The organism is Pedobacter sp. W3I1 (assembly GCF_030816015.1).
Taxonomy (GTDB): domain Bacteria; phylum Bacteroidota; class Bacteroidia; order Sphingobacteriales; family Sphingobacteriaceae; genus Pedobacter.
Genome location: NZ_JAUSXN010000001.1, coordinates 6189197 through 6208886, shown reverse-complemented (window position 1 = coordinate 6208886; position 19690 = coordinate 6189197). Strand labels below are relative to the sequence as shown.

The following is a 19690-nucleotide window of genomic DNA, read 5'->3' as shown; positions in this document are numbered from 1 at the left end:
AAAATTATAAATTGAACCACGAAGTAAATCTAAAGAGACACTTCATTTTTATTAAATAAAAAAACAGAATATCCGATGAAAATTTTAAAGAAAGCAATAACCTTAAATGTAGGTTTGGTGTTGATGGGTTCTGCAGTTTTTGCTCAAGATTTAAATGACGCGAAAAAAGCCATCGACGCGGAGCAGTATCAAAAAGCATCATCAATGCTTAAATCATTGGTGAGTTCAAAAGCATCAGATGGTAATAACTATTACAATCTTGGTTTGGTTTACTTAAAAACCGGTTACATCGACTCTGCTAGAGCCGTATTTACCAAAGGTGTTACCGCTGATCCGAAAAACAACTTAAACTTAATCGGTTTAGGTGAAGCAGATATGTTATCTAATAACCCAAGTTCTGCTAAAACGAACTTCGACAAGGCAGTAGCTTTGGCGTCGAAAGATTACAAAACTTATTTGTATATCGGTAAAGCCTATTTAGCACAGGATAAACCTAGCGATGACGTATCTAAACCTGATTTCACTAATGCTTTGGCCAACATTACTAAAGCAGACGAATTAGATTCTAAAGATAAAGATGCTGAAGTTTTCTTAGCACTGGGTGATGCCTATGCTTTACAGAAGAAAAACTCTGAGGCATTAGGTCCATACATGCGTGTTGGTGATGTTGATCCAAACAACAGAAGAGCTAAAACGCAAATTGGCAAAATGTATAAAGAGTCTAGAGCTTTTCCTGAAGGCGAAAAAGAATTACAAGATGTAATTGCTGCTGATGCAAACTATGGTCCGGCTTACCGCGAGTTAGGTGAGTTATATTTACAATGGAGTAGCTTTGGTACAGATAAAGAAAAAGCAAAAAAAGCTATTGAGAATTACAAAAAATACATGGATTTAACTGATAAATCTTTGGAATCTCAATTGCGTTATGCTCAATTCTTATTTTATGCAAAGGATTTTCCAACTTTAGAGCAAGTAGCAACAGCGATACAAGCCCCTGCTAATGATCCTAAAAGTGCAATTGTTTCTAGAATGAAGGGTTGGGCAGCTTATGAAAATAAAAACTATCCAGCCGCACTTACAAGTATGAATGATTTTTTTGCTAAAGAAAAAGATCCAAACAAAATTCTTGCCTTTGATTATTTATATTTAGGTAAAGCTCAATTAAAAGCTGGTCAAGATAGTTTAGCATTAATCAATATCACTAAAGCTGTAGAAAAAGATTCAACCAATGCTGATGCACTAGCTGAAGTTGCTAAAAGTTTTTACGATGCTAAAAAGTATGCTAAATCATCTGAAATTTATGAGAAAGCTATAAAAGCTAATCCTAACGGAAAAGGAGCTTTATATAACTATTACTATAATGCAATGGCGAATTACTTTGATTACGCAGCAAAATTAACTGCAAAACAAAATCCCTCAAAAGATATCTTAGTAAAAGCTGATTCTTCAATTGCTAAAGTAACACAATTAGCTCCAGAAACTTATGATGCATATTTAACAAGAGCACGTATTAACAGCTTATTGGATGATGAAAAAGAGCCTAAAGGTCTGATGCTTCCTTTCTATGAAGAATACATTAAAAAAATAACTGAAAAACCAGAATTAGCTACTGCAAATGCTAAAAAACTTTCAGAAGCTTATGATACTATTGGTGGTTTTTACTACTATAAAGATAAAGAAAAAGCGAAAGAATATTTTAACAAAAGTGTAGCTGTATATCCTAGTGGAACTTTCGCCGCAGCTAAGTTAAAAGAATTAGCTGCTCCAGCTCCAAAAGGTAAAGGCAAATAATTCGAAAGTTAAATAATTTAGAAAAGGCAGAGTTTGGTTACTCTGCCTTTTTCTTTTACTTTTGCATCACAAATAAAAATTATGCAAGCGCAAAGTTCCTCTATAGATTTTTTACCAATTATATTTCAAGTAGTTGTTGCTTTAGGTTTTGTGGTAACCACATTGGTTGCTACCCACTTTTTAGGCCCAAAACGTAAAACGAGTGATAAGTTAGAAACTTTTGAGGCTGGTATTAAATCAGTAGGTAATGCCCGTCAGCCCTTCTCTATCAAATATTTTGTAGTAGCCATCTTATTTGTACTGTTCGATGTGGAGGTTATCTTTATGTATCCCTGGGCGGTTAATTTCCGTACATTACGAATGGATGGAATGATCGAAATGTTCATTTTCATGGGTACATTGTTGCTAGGTTTTATCTACGTGATCAAGAAAAAAGTTTTAGACTGGAACTAGTCAGTTGGCAGTTTTCAGTTCACAATTGGCAGTTAATAGTTCTCGGTTTAAAAACTGCAAACCGAATGTGTATCACTTACACTAACTCAGGGCTCTTTTAATTATTTAGAAAGATTCTAAATCGAGTAAAGCTAGTTTGTTTGCCTTTAAAATATTGTAAATTTGTTGCTCATTCTGCAAAGGGATGAGCATTTTTTGTTTATAACATGAGTGAAATTAATATAGTTGATGCGCCTCCAGGCATAGAAGGATCTGGCTTTTTTGCCACTTCTTTTGATAAAGTGATTGGTTTAGCCCGCTCAAATTCATTATGGCCATTACCTTTCGCAACTTCTTGTTGTGGAATCGAGTTTATGGCAACCATGGGTTCTCACTACGATTTAGGTCGTTTTGGTGCCGAGCGGCTGAGCTTTTCTCCCCGTCAGGCTGATGTTTTAATGGTTATGGGTACTATCGCTAAAAAGATGGCCCCGGTATTAAAACAGGTTTATATCCAAATGGCAGAGCCACGTTGGGTAATGGCGGTAGGTGCCTGCGCAAGTAGTGGCGGTATTTTCGATACTTATTCCGTATTGCAAGGTATTGATGAGGTTATCCCTGTGGATGTTTACGTTCCGGGTTGCCCACCAAGACCTGAAGCTATTTTAGATGGCTTCCAACGTATTCAGGATTTAGTGAAAAGCGAATCAGGCAGAAGAAGGAATTCTGATTATTACAAAGAACTTTTAGGTCAATACGGCATTAAGTAATGGAAGAAACGACCCTAAATAATGATATCCACGTTAAGCTGACTGAAAAGTTCGGCGAAAAAGTTACTGCCATTTCTGAGCCTTATGGTTTATTAACCTTTGTAACTTATAAAGATGTGATCATCAATGTATTATCGTTCCTTAAAAACGATTTAAGTTTTAATTTCTTAACCGATATTACCGCGGTTCATTATCCTGGTAAAGATCATGGTATTGCAGTGGTTTACCACCTGCACAACATGGTGGGGAAAGTTAGAATTAGGATTAAGGTTTTCATTTCAGAGCAAAATCCAACTATTCCTACAGCAACAACTATTTGGAAAGGTGCCAACTGGATGGAGCGCGAAACTTATGATCTGTTTGGGGTTAAATTTGAAGGTCACCCTGATTTACGCCGTATTTTAAATATGGATGATTTAGGCGTTCATCCAATGTTGAAACAATATCCATTGGAAGATCCGAACAGAGTAGATAAAAAAGACGAATTTTTTGGAAGGTAAACTATGAATCATAACCATCCGGTATTTACAGATAACGACCCGCAAAGTGAGCTGGTAACCCTAAACTTAGGCCCAACACACCCTGCAACACACGGCGTTTTTCAGAACGTTTTGCAATTAGATGGCGAACGTATTGTAAGCGGCGTTTCTACTATTGGGTACATTCACCGTGCATTCGAAAAGATTGCCGAACATCGCCCGTTTTATCAAATTACCCCACTTACCGATCGTTTAAACTACTGCTCGTCGCCTATTAACAATATGGGCTGGCATATGACGGTTGAGAAGCTGTTAAACATTCAGATGCCGAAACGTGTAGATTATCTTCGGGTAATCATTATGGAACTTTCGCGTATTGCCGATCACATTATCTGTAACACGATTATTGGTCAGGATACGGGAGCAACCACCACTTTCTTATACCTTTTCCAGTTCCGTGAGCATATTTACGAAATCTTCGAAGAAGTTTGTGGCGCACGTTTAACCACAAATATTGGCCGCATCGGTGGTTTCGAAAGAGATTTCAATGATATTGCCTTTGCTAAAATCGATAAGTTTTTAAAAGAATTCCCTAAAGCATTAAAAGAGTTCGAAAATCTGTTAACACGTAACCGTATTTTTATTGACAGAACCGCGGGTGTTGCAGAGGTAACTAAAGAAACCGCTTTAGAATACAGCTGGACCGGCCCGCTTTTACGTGCTACCGGTGTAGATTATGATGTTCGTGTAAGCGATCCATATTCTTCATATCAGGATTTCGACTTTGAAGTGCCGGTTGGTACAAGCGGTGATATTTATGATAGGTATTTAGTACGTAACGAAGAGATGTGGCAAAGTCTTCGCATTGTTGAACAGGCGCTTGTGAAGTTAAAAACAGAGCCAAAAGGTATTTTCCATGCCGATGTTCCTGAATTTTACCTTCCTCCAAAACAAGAAGTTTACAACAATATGGAGGCATTGATCTATCACTTCAAAATTGTGATGGGTGAGATTGATGCACCAAAAGCAGAAGTTTATCACGCTGTAGAAGGCGGAAACGGTGAATTAGGATTCTATCTGATTAACGATGGAGGCCGTACACCATACCGTTTACACTTCCGCAGGCCAAGTTTTATAAACTACCAAATGTTTGCACCAATGAGCGAAGGCATGTTATTGTCTGATGCCATTATCAACATGAGTAGTATGAATATTATTGCAGGAGAATTAGATGCTTAAAGTAGAAGAACAAACACCTGTAGTGTTTTCGTCAGAATTGCTAGCCAAATTTGATGATGTAAAGAGCCGTTATCCGGCAGATAAGAGCAAATCAGCTTTGCTACCACTTTTGCACATGGTACAAGCAGAATACCTTTGGGTAAGTACATCAGCAATGGATAAAGTTGCTGAATATTTAAATATTCAGCCAATTGAAGTTTACGAGGTAGCAACATTTTATAGCATGTACTTCTTAAAGCCACAAGGCAAATATGCTTTGGAAGTTTGTCGTACCGGTCCATGCTGTTTAGTTGGAGCCGAAAAAATATTAAGCCACCTGGAAAACAAGTTAGGTGTTAAAGAAGGTGAAGTTACCGCCGATGGTTTATTCAGCTTTAGAGGAGTTGAATGTTTAGCCGCCTGTGGTTTCGGACCGGTGTTACAAATTAGCCCGGAATATACTTTCTACGAAAACCTTACTGAAACCAGTGTAGATAAATTGATTGAAGATTTGAAAAATAAGTCCTAAGTCGAGAGTCTTAAGTCGAGAGTCGTTATGATTTTGGACTAAGGACTATGGACTACAGACTATAGACTAATTAAAATGTCTCGAAAACTGTTACTTGAGCATATAAACGTACCAGGCATCAATACACTTGAAGTCTATCGCCAAAAAGGCGGGTATCGTGCTGTGGAAAAAGCCCTTAAAACTTTAACACCTGAAGAAATTGTTGAAGAAGTTAAGAAATCGGGCTTACGCGGTCGCGGAGGTGCGGGTTTCCCAACCGGAATGAAATGGAGCTTTTTGGCTAAACCAGAAGGTGTTGCACGTTATTTGGTGTGTAATGCTGATGAATCAGAGCCAGGAACCTTTAAAGACCGTTATTTAATGACCTATATTCCCCATGCTTTAATTGAGGGAATGATTGTATCAAGTTTCGCATTAGGTGCCAAGGTTTCTTACATCTATGTACGTGGCGAAATGATGCCACAGATCCGCATTTTAGAAAAAGCAATTGCTGAAGCTAAAGCTGCCGGATGGTTAGGTAAAAACATTTTAGGAACAGGTTACGATTTAGAATTATATGTTCAGCCAGGTGGTGGTGCTTACATTTGCGGTGAAGAAACTGCTTTGTTAGAATCGTTAGAAGGTAAAAGAGGTAATCCACGTATTAAACCACCGTTTCCGGCAATTGCAGGTTTATATGGTTGCCCTACTGTGGTGAATAATGTTGAGTCGATTGCAGCAGTTGTACCGATTATTAACGATGGTGGTGATGAATATGCAAAAATTGGTATCGGTAGAAGTACAGGTACAAAATTAATATCGGCATCGGGTAATTTAGTAAGACCAGGTGTTTACGAAATCGAATTGGGTTTACCTGTAGAAGAATTTATCTACTCGGATGAATATTGCGGTGGTATTGCCAATGGTAAACGTTTAAAGGCAACGGTTGCAGGTGGATCATCTGTGCCAATTTTACCTGCTAATTTAACCTTGAAATATGCCAACGGCGAGCCTCGTTTAATGAGTTACGAATCGTTGTCAGAAGGTGGATTTGCTACAGGAACCATGATGGGTTCAGGTGGTTTTATCGCTTTTGATGAAGATCAGTGTATCGTTAGAAATACCTGGAATTTTTCACGTTTTTATCACCACGAAAGCTGTGGACAATGTTCGCCTTGCCGTGAGGGTACCGGATGGATGGAAAAAGTGTTGCACAAAATCGAACACGGCCATGGCAGCATGGAAGATGTTGATTTATTGTGGGATATTCAACGCAAAATTGAAGGAAATACAATCTGTCCGCTGGGTGATGCAGCAGCTTGGCCAGTAGCCAGTGCAATCCGTCACTTCAGGGATGAATTTGAATGGCACATTAAAGAACCGGTTAAAAGTCAGAGCCAAAACTACGGTATTGCAAATTATGCAACCCCGATTGAAAAAGCTCCGGTAACGGAAGAGAAATAGAATATAAGGCATCACAGTTTATGAATGCAAATTCTAAGGTCGCATTTTGCGACCTTAAAAGAATAACTTAACACAATGAATATGTAAATGAAAGAAGAAATATCACCAGCAATCATCCCCAACGAAGTAATAGTTAATAAAATATATCTTTTTAGAGGAGTTAAGGTGATGTTAGATTCTGATTTGGCAGAGCTCTTTGGCGTTGAGACTAAAAGATTAAAAGAACAAGTTAGAAGAAATATAGAGCGTTTTCCAGAACACTTTATGTTCGAATTGACGAAAGAAGAAAATGAAGTTCTAAGGTCACAATTTGTGACCTTAGAACAAGGAAAATATTCAAAGTATCTTCCGTTTGCATTTAGCGAGCATGGTATTTTGCAACTATCAAACGTTTTAAAAAGCAAACAGGCGATAGAAGTAAGTATTAAAATTATTGATGTGTTTGTACAGCTTAGAACGATGCTTTTAAGCAATACAGAAATAAGATTAGAAGTAGAAAAGATTAAAAAGAAGGTAGATAACCAAGATAAAAATATTGAAGTGATCTTCAGGTATTTTGATGAGCTACTAGAACAGAAAGCACAACCAAGAAAAGAAATTGGTTACAAAACCTCGAAAGAGAAATAATATAAAATAGAATTGGTTCGTGGAGACACGAACCAAGGCGAGATAAAAAAAAGAATATCATTAACCATGAGTGAAAAAGTTAAGGTTACGATAGATGGGATAACAGTAGAGGTTGATAACGGAACAACCATTCTGAATGCTGCAAGGCAGATCGGAGGGGATATTGTTCCACCAGCAATGTGCTATTATTCTAAATTACAAGGCAGTGGCGGTAAATGCCGTACCTGTATTGTAAAAGTGACTAAAGGTTCGGAGAAAGATCCTCGCCCAATGCCAAAGTTGGTGGCTTCTTGCCGCACAACCGTAATGGATGGGATGGAAGTGCTTAACATTACTTCACCAGAAGTTTTGGAAGCACGTGCAGGCGTTGTAGAGATTTTATTGATTAACCACCCCTTAGATTGCCCTGTTTGCGATCAGGCAGGAGAGTGCGATTTGCAGAATTTGGGCTACGAACATGGTTTGCAAAAAACAAGGTATGAGTTTGAGCGTCGTACTTTCGAGCGCATCGATATAGGTGATAAGATCCAGTTGCACATGAACCGTTGTATTTTATGCTACCGTTGTGTTTTCACTGCTGATCAGATTACTAATAAACGTGTACATGGTATCTTAAACCGTGGCGATCACTCTGAAATTTCTACTTACATTACCCAGGCTGTTGATAACGATTTCTCAGGAAACGTAATCGATGTTTGTCCTGTAGGTGCCTTAACCGATAAAACTTTCCGTTTTAAAAACCGTGTTTGGTTTACCAAGCCAGTTGATGCGCACCGCGATTGCGATCACGAAAAATGCAACGGTAAAGTAACACTTTGGTATAAAGGAGCTGATGTTTTACGTGTTACTGCACGTAAAGATCAGTTTGGTGAAGTAGAAGAATTTATTTGCAATACTTGCCGCTTTGATAAAAAAGCAACTGCTGATTGGGTAATTGAACACCCAACGCACATTGATGATACTTCGGTAATTGCATCTAACCACTACGAAACATTAAAACCTTTGCATGTTATTCAGCCAAATGAGGCATTACAAGCTGCAAATGAAATTGAATTACATAAAACAGTTAAATACTAATGGATAGCGCTTTTGTTATAGAAAAATTTATCCTGGTAGCTGTAATTTTCGGCATCAGTTTAGTTATTGCCATGTATTCTACTTATGCAGAACGTAAGGTTGCTGCATATTTACAAGATCGCTTAGGTCCGGATAGAGCTGGTCCCTTTGGTATTTTACAACCATTGGCCGATGGATTAAAAATGTTTATGAAAGAGGAGATTATTCCGACATCATCAAACAGATTTTTATTTATCGCTGGGCCCGGTTTGGCTTTGCTTTGTGCCTGTATCGGTACTGCAGTTATTCCATGGGGTAGCCCTGTTTTAATTGCTGGCAAAACTATTCCACTGCAGGTTTCAGATATCAACGTTGGTGTTTTATACATTTTCGGCGTAGTATCTTTAGGTGTTTATGGTGTAATGATTGGTGGATGGGCCTCTAACAACAAATACTCTTTGTTAAGTGCGATCCGTGCAGCTTCACAGAACATCAGTTATGAAATTGCAATGGGATTATCAATCATCGCTTTGCTTTTAATGACCAATACTTTAAGCTTAAAGGAAATTGTTGATCAGCAACATGGCTGGAGATGGAATGTATTATATCAGCCACTTGGATTTTTAATCTTTATGGTTTGTTCTTTTGCCGAAACTAACCGTGCGCCATTCGATTTACCGGAATGTGAAACGGAATTAATCGGTGGTTATCATACCGAATATTCCTCAATGAAATTAGGATTTTACCTGTTTGCTGAGTATATCAATATGTTCGTATCATCTGCAGTAATGGCGGCTTTATACTGGGGCGGTTATAATTACCCTGGTATGGATTCGATGGCGGTGTGGTTAGGCCCAACCTGGGCACCACTTTTTGGTACGGCAGTTTTCTTCGGTAAAATATGTGCGTTCATCTTTTTCTTCATGTGGGTACGTTGGACAATCCCTCGTTTCCGTTACGATCAATTGATGAATTTAGGTTGGAAAGGTTTAATACCTTTGGCTATTGCCAATATTATAATAACAGGGGTTGTGATTGCGATTATTGAGAAGTTTTAATTATGGAATCATTAAGTAATAAGAAAAAAGTACTGGAACAAAAGCCATTGAGCTTTATGGAGCGGATGTACCTACCGGCAATTGCCAAGGGCATGGGCATCACTATCAGTCACTTATTTAAGAAAGAGGCAACAATAAGATATCCTGAAGTAGAACGCGAATTTTCGACCAACTTTAGGGGGATGCACTCGCTAAAACGCGATGAGAATGGTAAAGAGCGTTGTACTGCCTGTGGTTTGTGCGCTTTATCTTGTCCGGCTGAAGCCATTACCATGATTGCTGCAGAACGTAAACCCGAGGAGAAAGATTTATATCGCGAGGAAAAATATGCAGCAACTTACGAAATTAATATGTTGCGTTGCATTTTCTGTGGATTGTGTGAAGAGGCTTGTCCAAAAGAGGCAATTTACTTAGATGGCCCGATTGTACCTGCTGATTATTTACGTAAAGATTTTATTTACGGAAAAGATAAGCTGGTAGAGGCACCATTGGAAATGAAAAAATAGTTAGATAGAATCGTCATGCTGACTCGTTTCAGTATCTATCAAGCCAGATCCTGAAATAAATTCAGGATGACGAAGACATAAATAAAATTGCTTAAGCCTCGGTTCGTGTCTTCACGAAACGAAAGAATAATTAATGGTTTGTGGAGACACAAACCATGGAACATAAATAAATAAACAATTAATGAGTACACAAGTATTCTATTTCGTAGCCACATTAAGTATCATCTTTTCGCTGCTGGTGATTTTTGCAAAAAATCCAATCCACAGTGTATTGTACTTAATCCTTACCTTTTTTACCTTCACTGTTCATTATGTGCTGTTAAACGCGCAGTTTTTAGCGGTAGTAAACTTTATCGTTTACATGGGGGCCATCATGGTATTGTTCCTTTTTGTACTGATGCTACTTAACCTGAACAAAGAAACTGAACCAAGTAAATCACCTTTGATCAAAATTGTAGGGGTAATTGCCGGCGGCTGTTTGGTTGTAACCTTAATTGGTTCTTTAAAATCAGCAAGTATTACAAGCCCATTGATTTTGAAAAATCCAGGATTAGGATTGGTAGAAAATCTGGGCAAGGAGCTTTTTGGCCCATTCTTATTACCATTCGAATTGTCATCTCTATTACTGTTGGCAGCAATGGTTGGTGCCGTTTTATTATCTAAAAGAGATGAGGTAGAAGCATAATGGAAAATTTATTCACACAAGCAGCAGGCGTTCCGCTAAACCACTACATTTATTTAAGTGCCATTATTTTTTCTATTGGTGTAATAGGTGTACTTACCCGAAGAAATGCCATTGTTATTTTTATGTCGGTTGAGCTGATGCTTAATGCAGTTAACTTACTTTTAACAGCATTTTCGGTTCATAACAATGACCCATCAGGGCAGGTTTTCGTATTCTTCATTATGGCATTGGCAGCTGCAGAGGTTGCAGTAGGCCTGGCAATTATCGTAATGGTTTATAGAAATACGAAATCAGTAGATATTAATGTTTTAAATCGCCTTAAGTGGTAAATATATAATAAGAATGACAATAGAACAATTGATTTGGTTGGTTCCGTTACTTCCTTTTTTAGGGTTTGTAATTAATGGGCTAGGCAGAAACTCTTTATCTAAAGGACTTGTTGGTATTATCGGAAGCGGGGTAATCCTGGCCTCCTTTATCATCAGCGTAGTTATTTTCTTTAGTTTACAAGGCGACACACAAAAATCTCACGAAGTATTTTTATTCGATTGGATTAGCGCGGGCGCATTACACATTCCATTATCTTTCCTGGTTGATCCTTTAAGTTCGATTATGCTTTTGATCATCACTGGAATTGGTTTCCTGATCCATTTATATTCTACCAGCTACATGCATGATGATGCTGGATTTGGGAAATTTTTCTCTTACCTGAACCTGTTTGTATTCTTCATGCTTTTATTGGTATTGGGTTCAAACTATATCGTCATGTTTATCGGCTGGGAGGGCGTAGGTTTATGCTCTTACCTGTTAATCGGGTTCTGGTATACAAACAGTGCTTATGCTTCAGCAGCTAAAAAAGCTTTTGTAATGAACCGTATTGGTGATTTAGGCTTTTTATTAGGTGTGTTCTTAATCTTCACCACTTTCGGTAGTGTAGAATTTGCTAAAGTTTTCCCTCAAGCAGCTAATATGTTGCCAGGCAATGATACGCTGGTTTTAATTACCATTTTATTGTTTATTGGTGCCTGCGGTAAATCGGCACAGTTGCCATTGTTTACCTGGTTACCAGATGCAATGGCCGGACCAACGCCAGTTTCGGCTTTGATTCACGCAGCAACGATGGTAACCGCTGGTATTTACATGATTGCACGTTCGAGCGTGTTGTTCGATCTTGCGCCGCTTACCCAGCACATCATTGCTATTGTTGGCGCAGCTACAGCTTTAATTGCAGCAATTATTGCTTTAACGCAGACTGATATTAAAAAAGTATTGGCTTATTCAACAGTGTCTCAATTGGGATATATGTTTTTAGGTCTGGGTGTTGGTGCTTATACAGGTTCATTTTTCCATGTATTAACTCACGCATTCTTTAAAGCACTATTATTCTTGGGCGCTGGTTCGGTAATCCATGCCATGCACCATGAACAAGATATGCGCCATATGGGCGGATTGAGAAAGAAACTTCCTGTTACTTTTTTAACTATGCTGATCGGTACCATTGCCATTGCGGGTTTACCACCATTCTCTGGTTTCTTCTCGAAAGACGAAATTTTGGCTTACGCTTTTCAATATAGTCCGGTTCTTTGGGGAATTGGTGTATTAACGGCGTTTTTAACAGCATTCTATATGTTCAGAATGATGTTTTTAACCTTTTCTGGCAAATACCGTGGAACACATCATGAAGAAAGCCATGTGCACGAATCGCCAAAAGCAATGACTTTACCTTTAATCATTTTAGCTATTTTTGCTGCAATTGGTGGAGCAATCAACTTCCCGCATATTTTTGGTGGAAACGAATGGTTGGCACATTGGTTAACTGGAGCAGGTGTTGCACAGCACGAATTGGATTTAAGCCACTCAACTGAAATTGGTTTAATGGCAATATCGGTAACCGCCGCTGTAGCAGCTTTATTTTATGCTTATAGCAGATATGTAAGGGGAGCACGTGTTCCTGTTGCTGATGAAGCACCACGTTCTGCATTGGCAAAATTATCGTACAATAAATTCTACCTGGATGAGATTTATGATTTCCTGATCACTAAACCATTAGATGCACTTTCGAAATTCTTTTATAGGATTATTGATAACAAAGTTATCGATGGAATTGTGAACGGACTGGGATGGAGTACAAATGAGGCCAGTAAAGGCATCCGTTTGTTGCAAAGTGGAAACGTAGGCTTCTATATATTTATGATGGTATTCGGTATCATCGCATTACTATTATATACATTTAGTTACATATTATAAAAAGGGTTCAAAATTAAATAATGGAACAACTTTTACTACTTATATTTCTTCCGCTTGTAGGTGCTATTATTACTGCATTTACGGGTAAGTCGGCTAAAATAGTTTCGACCATATTTTCGGTTGTTTCTTTAGGTTTGGCTTTGGTTATCGCCTGCAATTTCATTCCAAATGCAAGTACCCAATTTGAGGTTAATTTGCCGTGGATTGCAGACTTAGGCATCAATTTCCACGCAGGTATTGATGGCATCAGTATGCTTGTGGTATTGCTAACCAATTTACTGGTACCAATTATTATTTTATCAAGCTACAATCATGACTATAAAAATCCGGCTGCATTTTATGCCTTGATTTTATTTATGCAATGTGGCCTATTATTGGTATTTACTGCATTAGATGCATTCTTGTTCTATATCGGATGGGAAGCAGCATTAATTCCAATCTACTTTATCTGTGCCATCTGGGGAGGAAAAGACCGAATCCGGATCAACATGAAATTTTTCGTGTATACCATTGGAGGTTCGTTATTTATGTTGATGGGTATTATTTACCTATATCTTCAAAACCCGGCACACAATTTTGATATCCAGGCTTTTTATGCTTTAAACTTAGATAGTGCACAGCAAGGATGGATTTTCTGGGCTTTCTTTATTGCTTTTGCCATTAAGATGCCGATTTTCCCTTTCCACACCTGGCAGCCAGATACGTATACAGCCGCTCCCACACCAGGAACAATGCTCTTATCAGGTATCATGTTAAAAATGGGTATCTATGGTGTAATTAGATGGCTGTTGCCAATTGTTCCGGCAGGCGTTCACGATTGGGGCCAGGTAGTTATCATTCTATCGATCATCGGTATCGTTTACGCTTCGCTAATTGCCTTTACACAAAAGGATGCCAAACGTTTAGTAGCTTATTCATCTATTGCTCACGTTGGATTAATATCGGCAGGTATTTTCGCTTTTAACCAGCAAGGTATGCAAGGTGCAATGGTACAAATGTTGAGCCACGGGATTAACGTAGTAGGTTTATTCTTTGTTTTAGATATCATCTTCTCTCGTGTTAAAACCAATAAAATTGAAGAATTGGGTGGAATTGCAAAAGTAGCACCACAGTTGGCGCTTACTTTTCTGATCATTGTTTTAGGCACAGTAGCGTTACCGGGAACAAACGGATTTATTGGCGAGTTTTTATTGCTGATGGGCGTTTACAACTACGGCATTTGGGCTGCAGCTCTTGCAGGGTTAACCATTATCTTCGGTGCAGTTTACATGTTACGCATGTACCAGAATGTAATGCTGGGCGAAACCAATAGCTTAACCATCACTTTCACCGATATTAAAGGAACTGAAAAATTGGTTCTTTATACAATTTGTGCACTGATTATTGTTTTGGGTGTTTATCCGAAACCAATTTTGCACTTAACAGAGGCGTCTGTACAACATTTATTAGAACAGGTAAATCAAAAATTAAACACAGTAAATTAAGCAATGAATATTATTATAACCATTAGTATAACAGCTTTTATAGTGCTTTATGCAGGTTTGTTTAAGGCAAATAAAGCATTACTACCACTTACCGTTGTTGGCTTACTTACTGCATTAGGATTTACTTTTTGTGCATGGAATGGCAATGCTGTTCATTTCGGAATGATGCAGACAGATAACTTTGCTCTGGCATTTTCAGGGATCTGTATTATCGGTACACTTTTAATCTTTTTATTAACACAGAATTATTTCCACGCCAAAAGCGATAACATAGCCGAATATTATACCTTAATTCTTTTCGCACTTGCGGGAATGATTATGATGGTATCGTATAAAAATATGGCCATGTTATTTGTAGGCTTAGAAATCATGTCCGTGAGTTTATATATTTTGGCAGGTATCCGTAAAAAGGATTTTGCCTCTAACGAAGCTTCCTTAAAATATTTCTTAATGGGTGCCTTCTCCACAGGCTTCCTGTTATTTGGTATCACCTTAATTTATGGTGCTACAGGATCATTTGATTTAGATAAAATACAAGCCTATCTGGTAAATAGCCAAGTTATTGCTCCAATATTCTATCCAGGCGTTATCCTGATGATGATTGGCTTAAGTTTTAAGGTTGGTGCTGCCCCATTCCACTTCTGGACTCCAGATGTATACGAAGGCGCTCCGTCTTTAATCACCACTTTCATGAGTACCGTGGTTAAAACTGCAGGTTTTGCTGCTTTCTTACGTTTATTTGCTGGTGCATTTGCGCCGCTTCACGATTTCTGGGTTGTACCTTTAATGGTTATCGTTTGTTTAACCTTATTTATCGGAAACGTAACCGCCTTATTCCAAAAAAACTTCAAACGCATGCTGGCTTACTCTAGTATTTCGCATGCAGGCTACTTATTGTTTTCGCTTATCGTATTAACTAAAAACTCTGGCAACAATGTTTTGGTTTATGCAGCAGCTTATACATTCGCATCTATCATTGCCTTTGCAGTTTTAATTTTGGTAAAACAAAAAACAGGTAGCGATAGCTTTGATAGCTTTAATGGTTTGGCTAAGCGTAATCCATTAGTGGCATTGTGCTTAACTGTTGCCATGCTTTCTTTAGCGGGTATTCCTTTAACTGCGGGTTTCATAGGGAAATATTTAATGTTCCTGAATGTGATGACAGAGTATAAGACTTTACTTGTTGCATTTGCGATTTTAAATGCGCTGGTTGGCTTCTATTATTATTTTAGGGTAATTGTAGCCATGTGGTTTAAAGATGGCGCAGAAACAGAACTTTCAACACCAGGCCAATATAAAGTGGTTTTACTTGTTTCGGTAGTAATTACAATTTTAATGGGTATATATCCATCGCTTATTTTAAATTTGATATAAAATTTAGATGCCGCAGAAATTTGAACACCTGAAGCAGTTTTGATGATCATTAATTAGTTAATGCTCAATTGAAACGATGCAGTATCAATCACTTTTTTTTGTTTCTTTTTATTTATAGCATTAAATTTTTTATTCAACGAAATAATAACTTCTTTAAAAAGAAGTGAGTCAATATGCTTTTTGGGGTCGTTACTTACTATCGGAGTTAAATACAGTTTGCAATTAGGGTAGCGAGAGAACGTTTGAACAATTGACCACATAAAAACATCATCTATTAGTTCCTCTTTACTATTAAAATTTAAATAAACGCTACTGTAAAGCTTTTCTTTATTCAAAACAACCTCCTTCCCATTTGGAAGTTTAAATGTTTTATGAGGTATTTCATCATTGATATCATATATTGCTAACTGTAACATTTTACCTTCTCCTTTCCTATAAACGCTACTAGCCGGCAAGTACATTTTGCCATCGCTAAGTGTTATCAATGTTACGACGCCTGTCAAATCGGGGTTTTTCAAAAAAGAATTTACATGAGCCGTATCATATCGCCAACTATTGTAATCATATGGATTACCGTAATATGAACCGTAAACTAGTGAGTCTGGTATATCTGGAAATATTTTTGCAGTAGCTCCCGTATCATTGGTATATAAATAAATGGGTTTATATTTTTTTAATACACTATCTATTTTGTTTAATACGATTTGGTGCCGGTGATCTTGTACAACGCTTTCCTTAATCACTCTATTTTTCTCTATTTTTTCAAAAAAAGGGGCAAAAATTATAAATAAATCAAACAATATAAAGATGCCTACAACAAAATAATAAAGGTATATATAGGTTTGCGATTCGGCATACACCTTATCATATTCGGCATACATTTTTGCATATGCCGCATCTTGGGCTGCTTGTTGTTCTTCAGTATATGGAGGTGGCGTATACTCTCCGGTATCTCCGTAACTATCGTATTTGCTCCTTTTTTCGGGATTGCTAAGCACTTCATATGCTTTATAAACTCTTCTAAAATGGCTGTCGGAATCTTCCTCTTTGTTTACATCAGGATGATACTTGTGTGCTAATTTTCTAAAAGCACTTTTTATTTCATCGGTTGTTGCGTATTTTTCAACACCTAAATCTTTATAGTAGTCTATTTCCATAGCACTTAATTTAAGGGTTGCTTAACGCCATTTTGCCTTTATACTCATTTATCGGATGTAGATGTTAGATCTTCATGCTTTCTATGGGGAAGTTAATATCAATTTTTTATAAAAGCAAAAAGGATGATTTGAACGATTTTTTTTTTGAGGCTATTCTTTAATAATTATTTGTAGTTTTACGGATAATTGAATATGCACGATTTTTGGAATAACCTGCATCAACTACTTGACCCCGAAAAATTATTGAGGGAGGGTGGTTTCTATCTAGTCATATTCGTTATCTATGCAGAAACAGGCCTGTTTTTTGGTTTTTTTCTTCCAGGTGATTATTTATTGTTTTTAGCGGGGATGTTTGTTGCAACAGGCAAGCTTGATGTGAACATTGCTGTACTTTTGGCAGGCTTATGTGTTGCAGCCATTTCAGGGAATTTTACCGGTTATTGGTTCGGGCGTAAAACTGGGCCTGTATTGTATACCAGAAAAGACAGTTTCTTTTTTAAAAAGAAATATTTAAAAGCTGCAGAAGATTATTATCATAAACAAGGTGCCTTTGCGTTAATAATGGGCAGATTTGTACCGATTGTTAGAACTTTTGCACCGATTTTTGCGGGGGTTGTAAAACTAGACTTTAAAAAATTTGCTTTATATAATGTAGTGGGTGGGGTACTTTGGATCTGTTCCTTAACTTTGCTTGGTTATTTTTTAGGCAAAAGATTTGAAAAAGAAATAAACGATTATTTATTATATATTATTATTGGCTTTATTCTTATTACAACTATACCATTATTAATTACCTTTGTAAAAAGTAAAGTAGTGAGTGGTCCTGAAGAGGATAAAACAGATTTAAATTAAAAATGGCAAAAGACGATCATCACGCGTGGCATAGCGTATCTCCCGGACATAATGTTCCAGAAATTGTAAACGCAATTATTGAAATTCCAAAAGGTTCAAAAGCAAAATACGAAATAGATAAAGAATCTGGCTTAATTAAGTTAGACAGGGTTCTTTTTTCATCCGTAATGTATCCTGCAAACTATGGTTTTATTCCGCAAACTTATTGCGATGATAAAGATCCATTGGATATTCTGGTGCTTTGCTCAGTAGATGTTTACCCAATGACATTGATCGAGGCGAAAGTGGTTGGTGTAATGCATATGGTTGATAATGGCGAACAGGACGATAAAATTATTGCCGTAGCTGCTCACGATATGTCGGTAAACTATATTAATGATTTAGATGAGTTGCCTCCACACCAAATGAAAGAGATTGTTCGTTTCTTTCAGGATTATAAAGCATTAGAAGATAAAAATGTAACTATCGAACATTTACTTGGTGTTCGTTATGCGCATAAAGTAATTAAAGAAAGCATAGAACTTTATAACACAACATTTAGAGAATTAGCTTAATGGATTTACCCACGGTATGTTTGTTTTTAAATTTAGAGCTAAGTGCAATCCTGCCCACAAACGTAGTTTTGGTTGCTGTACAAGAACCTGATACCACTTCCGTAGGCTGGCGATTATTCTTTGCATTATTTTTGGTGTTACTTAACGGATTTTTTGTTGCAGCAGAGTTTGCAATTGTAAAAGTTCGGGCATCACAAATTGAAATTAAAGCAAAAACGGGCAGTCGTGTAGGCAAAATGGCCAAAGGGATTATTCATAATCTTGATGGGTATTTAGCCGCCACACAGCTAGGTATAACGCTTGCATCACTCGGCTTAGGTTGGGTAGGTGAAGGCGTTATGCATACTATTTTCAAAAATCTTTTCGATAGTTTACAATGGGGTTTAAGCGATGCTTCTATCCATACCGCATCTACGATTGTTGCCTTTTCGCTCATTACAGTTATGCATATTGTATTTGGCGAATTAGCACCGAAATCTTTTGCCATCCAACGGCCAGTAGCTACAACCCTTTTCGTTTCTGTTCCACTGCAAATATTTTATGTGGTATTTAAGCCATTCATTTGGACGTTAAATAGCCTTGCTGCTATCATTCTTAAACCATTCGGAATCGACACTTCCAGTGGGCACGAATCGCTACACAGTACCGAAGAACTTCAGTATTTATTAGATCAGGGTAAAGAAAGTGGTGCATTAGATAATAACGAACATGAGCTGATTAAAAACGTATTCGATTTTAATGAGCGCGTGGTTAAGAATATCATGGTACCTCGGACCAAGATTTCTGGTATTGAATTAACTTCTCCAAAAGAAGAAGTGATTGATACGATTATTAAAGAAGGATATTCCCGCTTGCCGGTTTATGATGAAATTATGGATAAAATCGTTGGAATTATCCATGCAAAAGACATCTTGCCATTAGTAGCCGCAGGTAACCAGCACTGGACATTAAACGATATCATCAGAAAACCATATTTCGTTACAGAAACCAAGAAAATTAACGATCTGATGAGCGAACTGCAAAGTAACCGCATACAGATTGCGATTGTATTAGACGAGTTTGGGGGAACAGCTGGTATGGTTACCTTAGAAGATATTGTTGAAGAGCTTGTTGGAGAAATTCAGGATGAATACGATGAAGAAAAGCCGCTGGTAGAAAAAGTTTCTGACAATGAGTTTATCGTAAATGCGTTCGCTACTGTATATGATGTAAACGAGCATCTGCCTCACGATTTACCTGAGGATGAAGATTTCGATACCATTGGTGGACTCGTTTCTCACGTTTTTGAACGTATTCCTGAGGTAGGTGAAAGCAACGAATCATATGGTTACCTGTTTACTATCCTTAAAAAGACAGAACAGAACATCGAAACCATTAAATTAGAATTGGTGATCAATAAAGCAGATATGGTTGATAATCATTAATTTC

The 19690-nt window shown here is 37.5% G+C and carries 20 protein-coding genes; 19 read left to right on the top strand and 1 reads right to left on the bottom strand.

All coding sequences use genetic code 11. The annotated features are described in order from the left end of the window. Positions 1-75: 75 nt before the first annotated feature. The 16 genes from QF042_RS25470 (at position 76) to QF042_RS25395 (ending at position 15699) form a co-directional block, all read left to right on the top strand. Complete coding sequence (locus QF042_RS25470; protein ID WP_307532947.1) at positions 76-1791, top strand: hypothetical protein; 1716 nt, start codon at positions 76-78, stop codon at positions 1789-1791. Between the two features lie 81 nt (positions 1792-1872). Next, on the top strand, positions 1873-2244 hold the full coding sequence (locus QF042_RS25465; RefSeq protein ID WP_307532946.1) for an NADH-quinone oxidoreductase subunit A: 372 nt from the start codon (positions 1873-1875) through the stop codon (positions 2242-2244). Between the two features lie 206 nt (positions 2245-2450). Continuing rightward, positions 2451-2993 carry an NADH-quinone oxidoreductase subunit B gene (locus QF042_RS25460; protein ID WP_307532945.1) on the top strand — a complete coding sequence of 181 codons (543 nt, stop codon included), beginning with the start codon at positions 2451-2453 and terminating at the stop codon, positions 2991-2993. Next, positions 2993-3493, top strand: a complete 501-nt coding sequence (locus QF042_RS25455) for an NADH-quinone oxidoreductase subunit C (RefSeq protein WP_307532944.1) — start codon at positions 2993-2995, stop codon at positions 3491-3493. Before QF042_RS25460 ends, QF042_RS25455 begins: the two co-directional genes overlap by 1 nt. A 3-nt stretch (positions 3494-3496) precedes the next feature. After that, on the top strand, positions 3497-4711 hold the full coding sequence (locus QF042_RS25450) for an NADH-quinone oxidoreductase subunit D (protein WP_307532943.1): 1215 nt from the start codon (positions 3497-3499) through the stop codon (positions 4709-4711). Next, complete coding sequence (nuoE, locus tag QF042_RS25445; protein WP_307532942.1) at positions 4704-5219, top strand: NAD(P)H-dependent oxidoreductase subunit E; 516 nt, start codon at positions 4704-4706, stop codon at positions 5217-5219. The genes QF042_RS25450 and nuoE overlap by 8 nt, the downstream gene beginning before the upstream one ends. A gap of 75 nt (positions 5220-5294) precedes the next feature. Continuing rightward, entirely contained in the window at positions 5295-6662 is a 1368-nt protein-coding gene (nuoF, locus tag QF042_RS25440; RefSeq protein WP_307532941.1) for an NADH-quinone oxidoreductase subunit NuoF, read from the top strand. 87 nt (positions 6663-6749) lie between these two features. After that, positions 6750-7289 (top strand): ORF6N domain-containing protein, encoded by a 540-nt coding sequence (locus QF042_RS25435; protein WP_307532940.1) that lies wholly within the window; start codon positions 6750-6752, stop codon positions 7287-7289. Positions 7290-7355: 66 nt separating this feature from the next. Continuing rightward, positions 7356-8366: a 2Fe-2S iron-sulfur cluster-binding protein gene (locus tag QF042_RS25430; protein ID WP_029274750.1), complete on the top strand. Its 1011-nt coding sequence runs from the start codon at positions 7356-7358 to the stop codon at positions 8364-8366. Next, positions 8366-9403: an NADH-quinone oxidoreductase subunit NuoH gene (gene nuoH / locus QF042_RS25425; RefSeq protein ID WP_029274749.1), complete on the top strand. Its 1038-nt coding sequence runs from the start codon at positions 8366-8368 to the stop codon at positions 9401-9403. The genes QF042_RS25430 and nuoH overlap by 1 nt, the downstream gene beginning before the upstream one ends. A 2-nt stretch (positions 9404-9405) precedes the next feature. Continuing rightward, positions 9406-9909, top strand: coding sequence for an NADH-quinone oxidoreductase subunit I (locus tag QF042_RS25420; protein ID WP_025146332.1), 504 nt, complete (start codon positions 9406-9408; stop codon positions 9907-9909). A 181-nt stretch (positions 9910-10090) separates the two neighbouring features. Next, positions 10091-10594 (top strand): NADH-quinone oxidoreductase subunit J, encoded by a 504-nt coding sequence (locus QF042_RS25415; RefSeq protein ID WP_108197414.1) that lies wholly within the window; start codon positions 10091-10093, stop codon positions 10592-10594. Next, positions 10594-10923, top strand: coding sequence for an NADH-quinone oxidoreductase subunit NuoK (nuoK, locus tag QF042_RS25410; RefSeq protein ID WP_029274746.1), 330 nt, complete (start codon positions 10594-10596; stop codon positions 10921-10923). The genes QF042_RS25415 and nuoK overlap by 1 nt, the downstream gene beginning before the upstream one ends. Before the next feature lie 13 nt (positions 10924-10936). Further along, entirely contained in the window at positions 10937-12841 is a 1905-nt protein-coding gene (gene nuoL / locus QF042_RS25405; protein WP_373459096.1) for an NADH-quinone oxidoreductase subunit L, read from the top strand. Positions 12842-12861: 20 nt separating this feature from the next. Next, entirely contained in the window at positions 12862-14325 is a 1464-nt protein-coding gene (locus QF042_RS25400; protein ID WP_307532939.1) for a NuoM family protein, read from the top strand. 3 nt (positions 14326-14328) lie between these two features. Beyond that, complete coding sequence (locus QF042_RS25395; protein ID WP_307532938.1) at positions 14329-15699, top strand: NADH-quinone oxidoreductase subunit N; 1371 nt, start codon at positions 14329-14331, stop codon at positions 15697-15699. A gap of 53 nt (positions 15700-15752) precedes the next feature. Here QF042_RS25395 and QF042_RS25390 read toward each other — a convergent pair whose 3' ends face one another. Continuing rightward, on the bottom strand, positions 15753-16856 hold the full coding sequence (locus tag QF042_RS25390; protein ID WP_307532937.1) for a J domain-containing protein: 1104 nt from the start codon (positions 16854-16856) through the stop codon (positions 15753-15755). Between the two features lie 192 nt (positions 16857-17048). Between QF042_RS25390 and QF042_RS25385 the strand changes: the two genes are divergently transcribed. The 3 genes from QF042_RS25385 to QF042_RS25375 are packed head-to-tail and all read left to right on the top strand — an operon-like array spanning position 17049 to position 19686. After that, positions 17049-17708 carry a DedA family protein gene (locus QF042_RS25385; RefSeq protein WP_307532936.1) on the top strand — a complete coding sequence of 220 codons (660 nt, stop codon included), beginning with the start codon at positions 17049-17051 and terminating at the stop codon, positions 17706-17708. 2 nt (positions 17709-17710) lie between these two features. Further along, positions 17711-18262 carry an inorganic diphosphatase gene (locus tag QF042_RS25380; RefSeq protein ID WP_025146339.1) on the top strand — a complete coding sequence of 184 codons (552 nt, stop codon included), beginning with the start codon at positions 17711-17713 and terminating at the stop codon, positions 18260-18262. Continuing rightward, positions 18262-19686 carry a hemolysin family protein gene (locus QF042_RS25375; RefSeq protein ID WP_307532935.1) on the top strand — a complete coding sequence of 475 codons (1425 nt, stop codon included), beginning with the start codon at positions 18262-18264 and terminating at the stop codon, positions 19684-19686. Before QF042_RS25380 ends, QF042_RS25375 begins: the two co-directional genes overlap by 1 nt. Positions 19687-19690 lie beyond the last annotated feature (4 nt).

Excerpts from the sequence above, each read along its gene's own strand:
- QF042_RS25470 (WP_307532947.1), top strand. The coding sequence starts at position 76 with ATGAAAATTTTAAAGAAAGCAATAACCTTAAATGTAGGTTTGGTGTTG.
- QF042_RS25465 (WP_307532946.1), top strand. The coding sequence starts at position 1,873 with ATGCAAGCGCAAAGTTCCTCTATAGATTTTTTACCAATTATATTTCAA.
- QF042_RS25460 (WP_307532945.1), top strand. The coding sequence starts at position 2,451 with ATGAGTGAAATTAATATAGTTGATGCGCCTCCAGGCATAGAAGGATCT.
- QF042_RS25455 (WP_307532944.1), top strand. The coding sequence starts at position 2,993 with ATGGAAGAAACGACCCTAAATAATGATATCCACGTTAAGCTGACTGAA.
- QF042_RS25450 (WP_307532943.1), top strand. The coding sequence starts at position 3,497 with ATGAATCATAACCATCCGGTATTTACAGATAACGACCCGCAAAGTGAG.
- nuoE (WP_307532942.1), top strand. The coding sequence starts at position 4,704 with ATGCTTAAAGTAGAAGAACAAACACCTGTAGTGTTTTCGTCAGAATTG.
- nuoF (WP_307532941.1), top strand. The coding sequence starts at position 5,295 with ATGTCTCGAAAACTGTTACTTGAGCATATAAACGTACCAGGCATCAAT.
- QF042_RS25435 (WP_307532940.1), top strand. The coding sequence starts at position 6,750 with ATGAAAGAAGAAATATCACCAGCAATCATCCCCAACGAAGTAATAGTT.
- QF042_RS25430 (WP_029274750.1), top strand. The coding sequence starts at position 7,356 with ATGAGTGAAAAAGTTAAGGTTACGATAGATGGGATAACAGTAGAGGTT.
- nuoH (WP_029274749.1), top strand. The coding sequence starts at position 8,366 with ATGGATAGCGCTTTTGTTATAGAAAAATTTATCCTGGTAGCTGTAATT.
- QF042_RS25420 (WP_025146332.1), top strand. The coding sequence starts at position 9,406 with ATGGAATCATTAAGTAATAAGAAAAAAGTACTGGAACAAAAGCCATTG.
- QF042_RS25415 (WP_108197414.1), top strand. The coding sequence starts at position 10,091 with ATGAGTACACAAGTATTCTATTTCGTAGCCACATTAAGTATCATCTTT.
- nuoK (WP_029274746.1), top strand. The coding sequence starts at position 10,594 with ATGGAAAATTTATTCACACAAGCAGCAGGCGTTCCGCTAAACCACTAC.
- nuoL (WP_373459096.1), top strand. The coding sequence starts at position 10,937 with ATGACAATAGAACAATTGATTTGGTTGGTTCCGTTACTTCCTTTTTTA.
- QF042_RS25400 (WP_307532939.1), top strand. The coding sequence starts at position 12,862 with ATGGAACAACTTTTACTACTTATATTTCTTCCGCTTGTAGGTGCTATT.
- QF042_RS25395 (WP_307532938.1), top strand. The coding sequence starts at position 14,329 with ATGAATATTATTATAACCATTAGTATAACAGCTTTTATAGTGCTTTAT.
- QF042_RS25390 (WP_307532937.1), bottom strand. The coding sequence starts at position 16,856 with ATGGAAATAGACTACTATAAAGATTTAGGTGTTGAAAAATACGCAACA.
- QF042_RS25385 (WP_307532936.1), top strand. The coding sequence starts at position 17,049 with ATGCACGATTTTTGGAATAACCTGCATCAACTACTTGACCCCGAAAAA.
- QF042_RS25380 (WP_025146339.1), top strand. The coding sequence starts at position 17,711 with ATGGCAAAAGACGATCATCACGCGTGGCATAGCGTATCTCCCGGACAT.
- QF042_RS25375 (WP_307532935.1), top strand. The coding sequence starts at position 18,262 with ATGGATTTACCCACGGTATGTTTGTTTTTAAATTTAGAGCTAAGTGCA.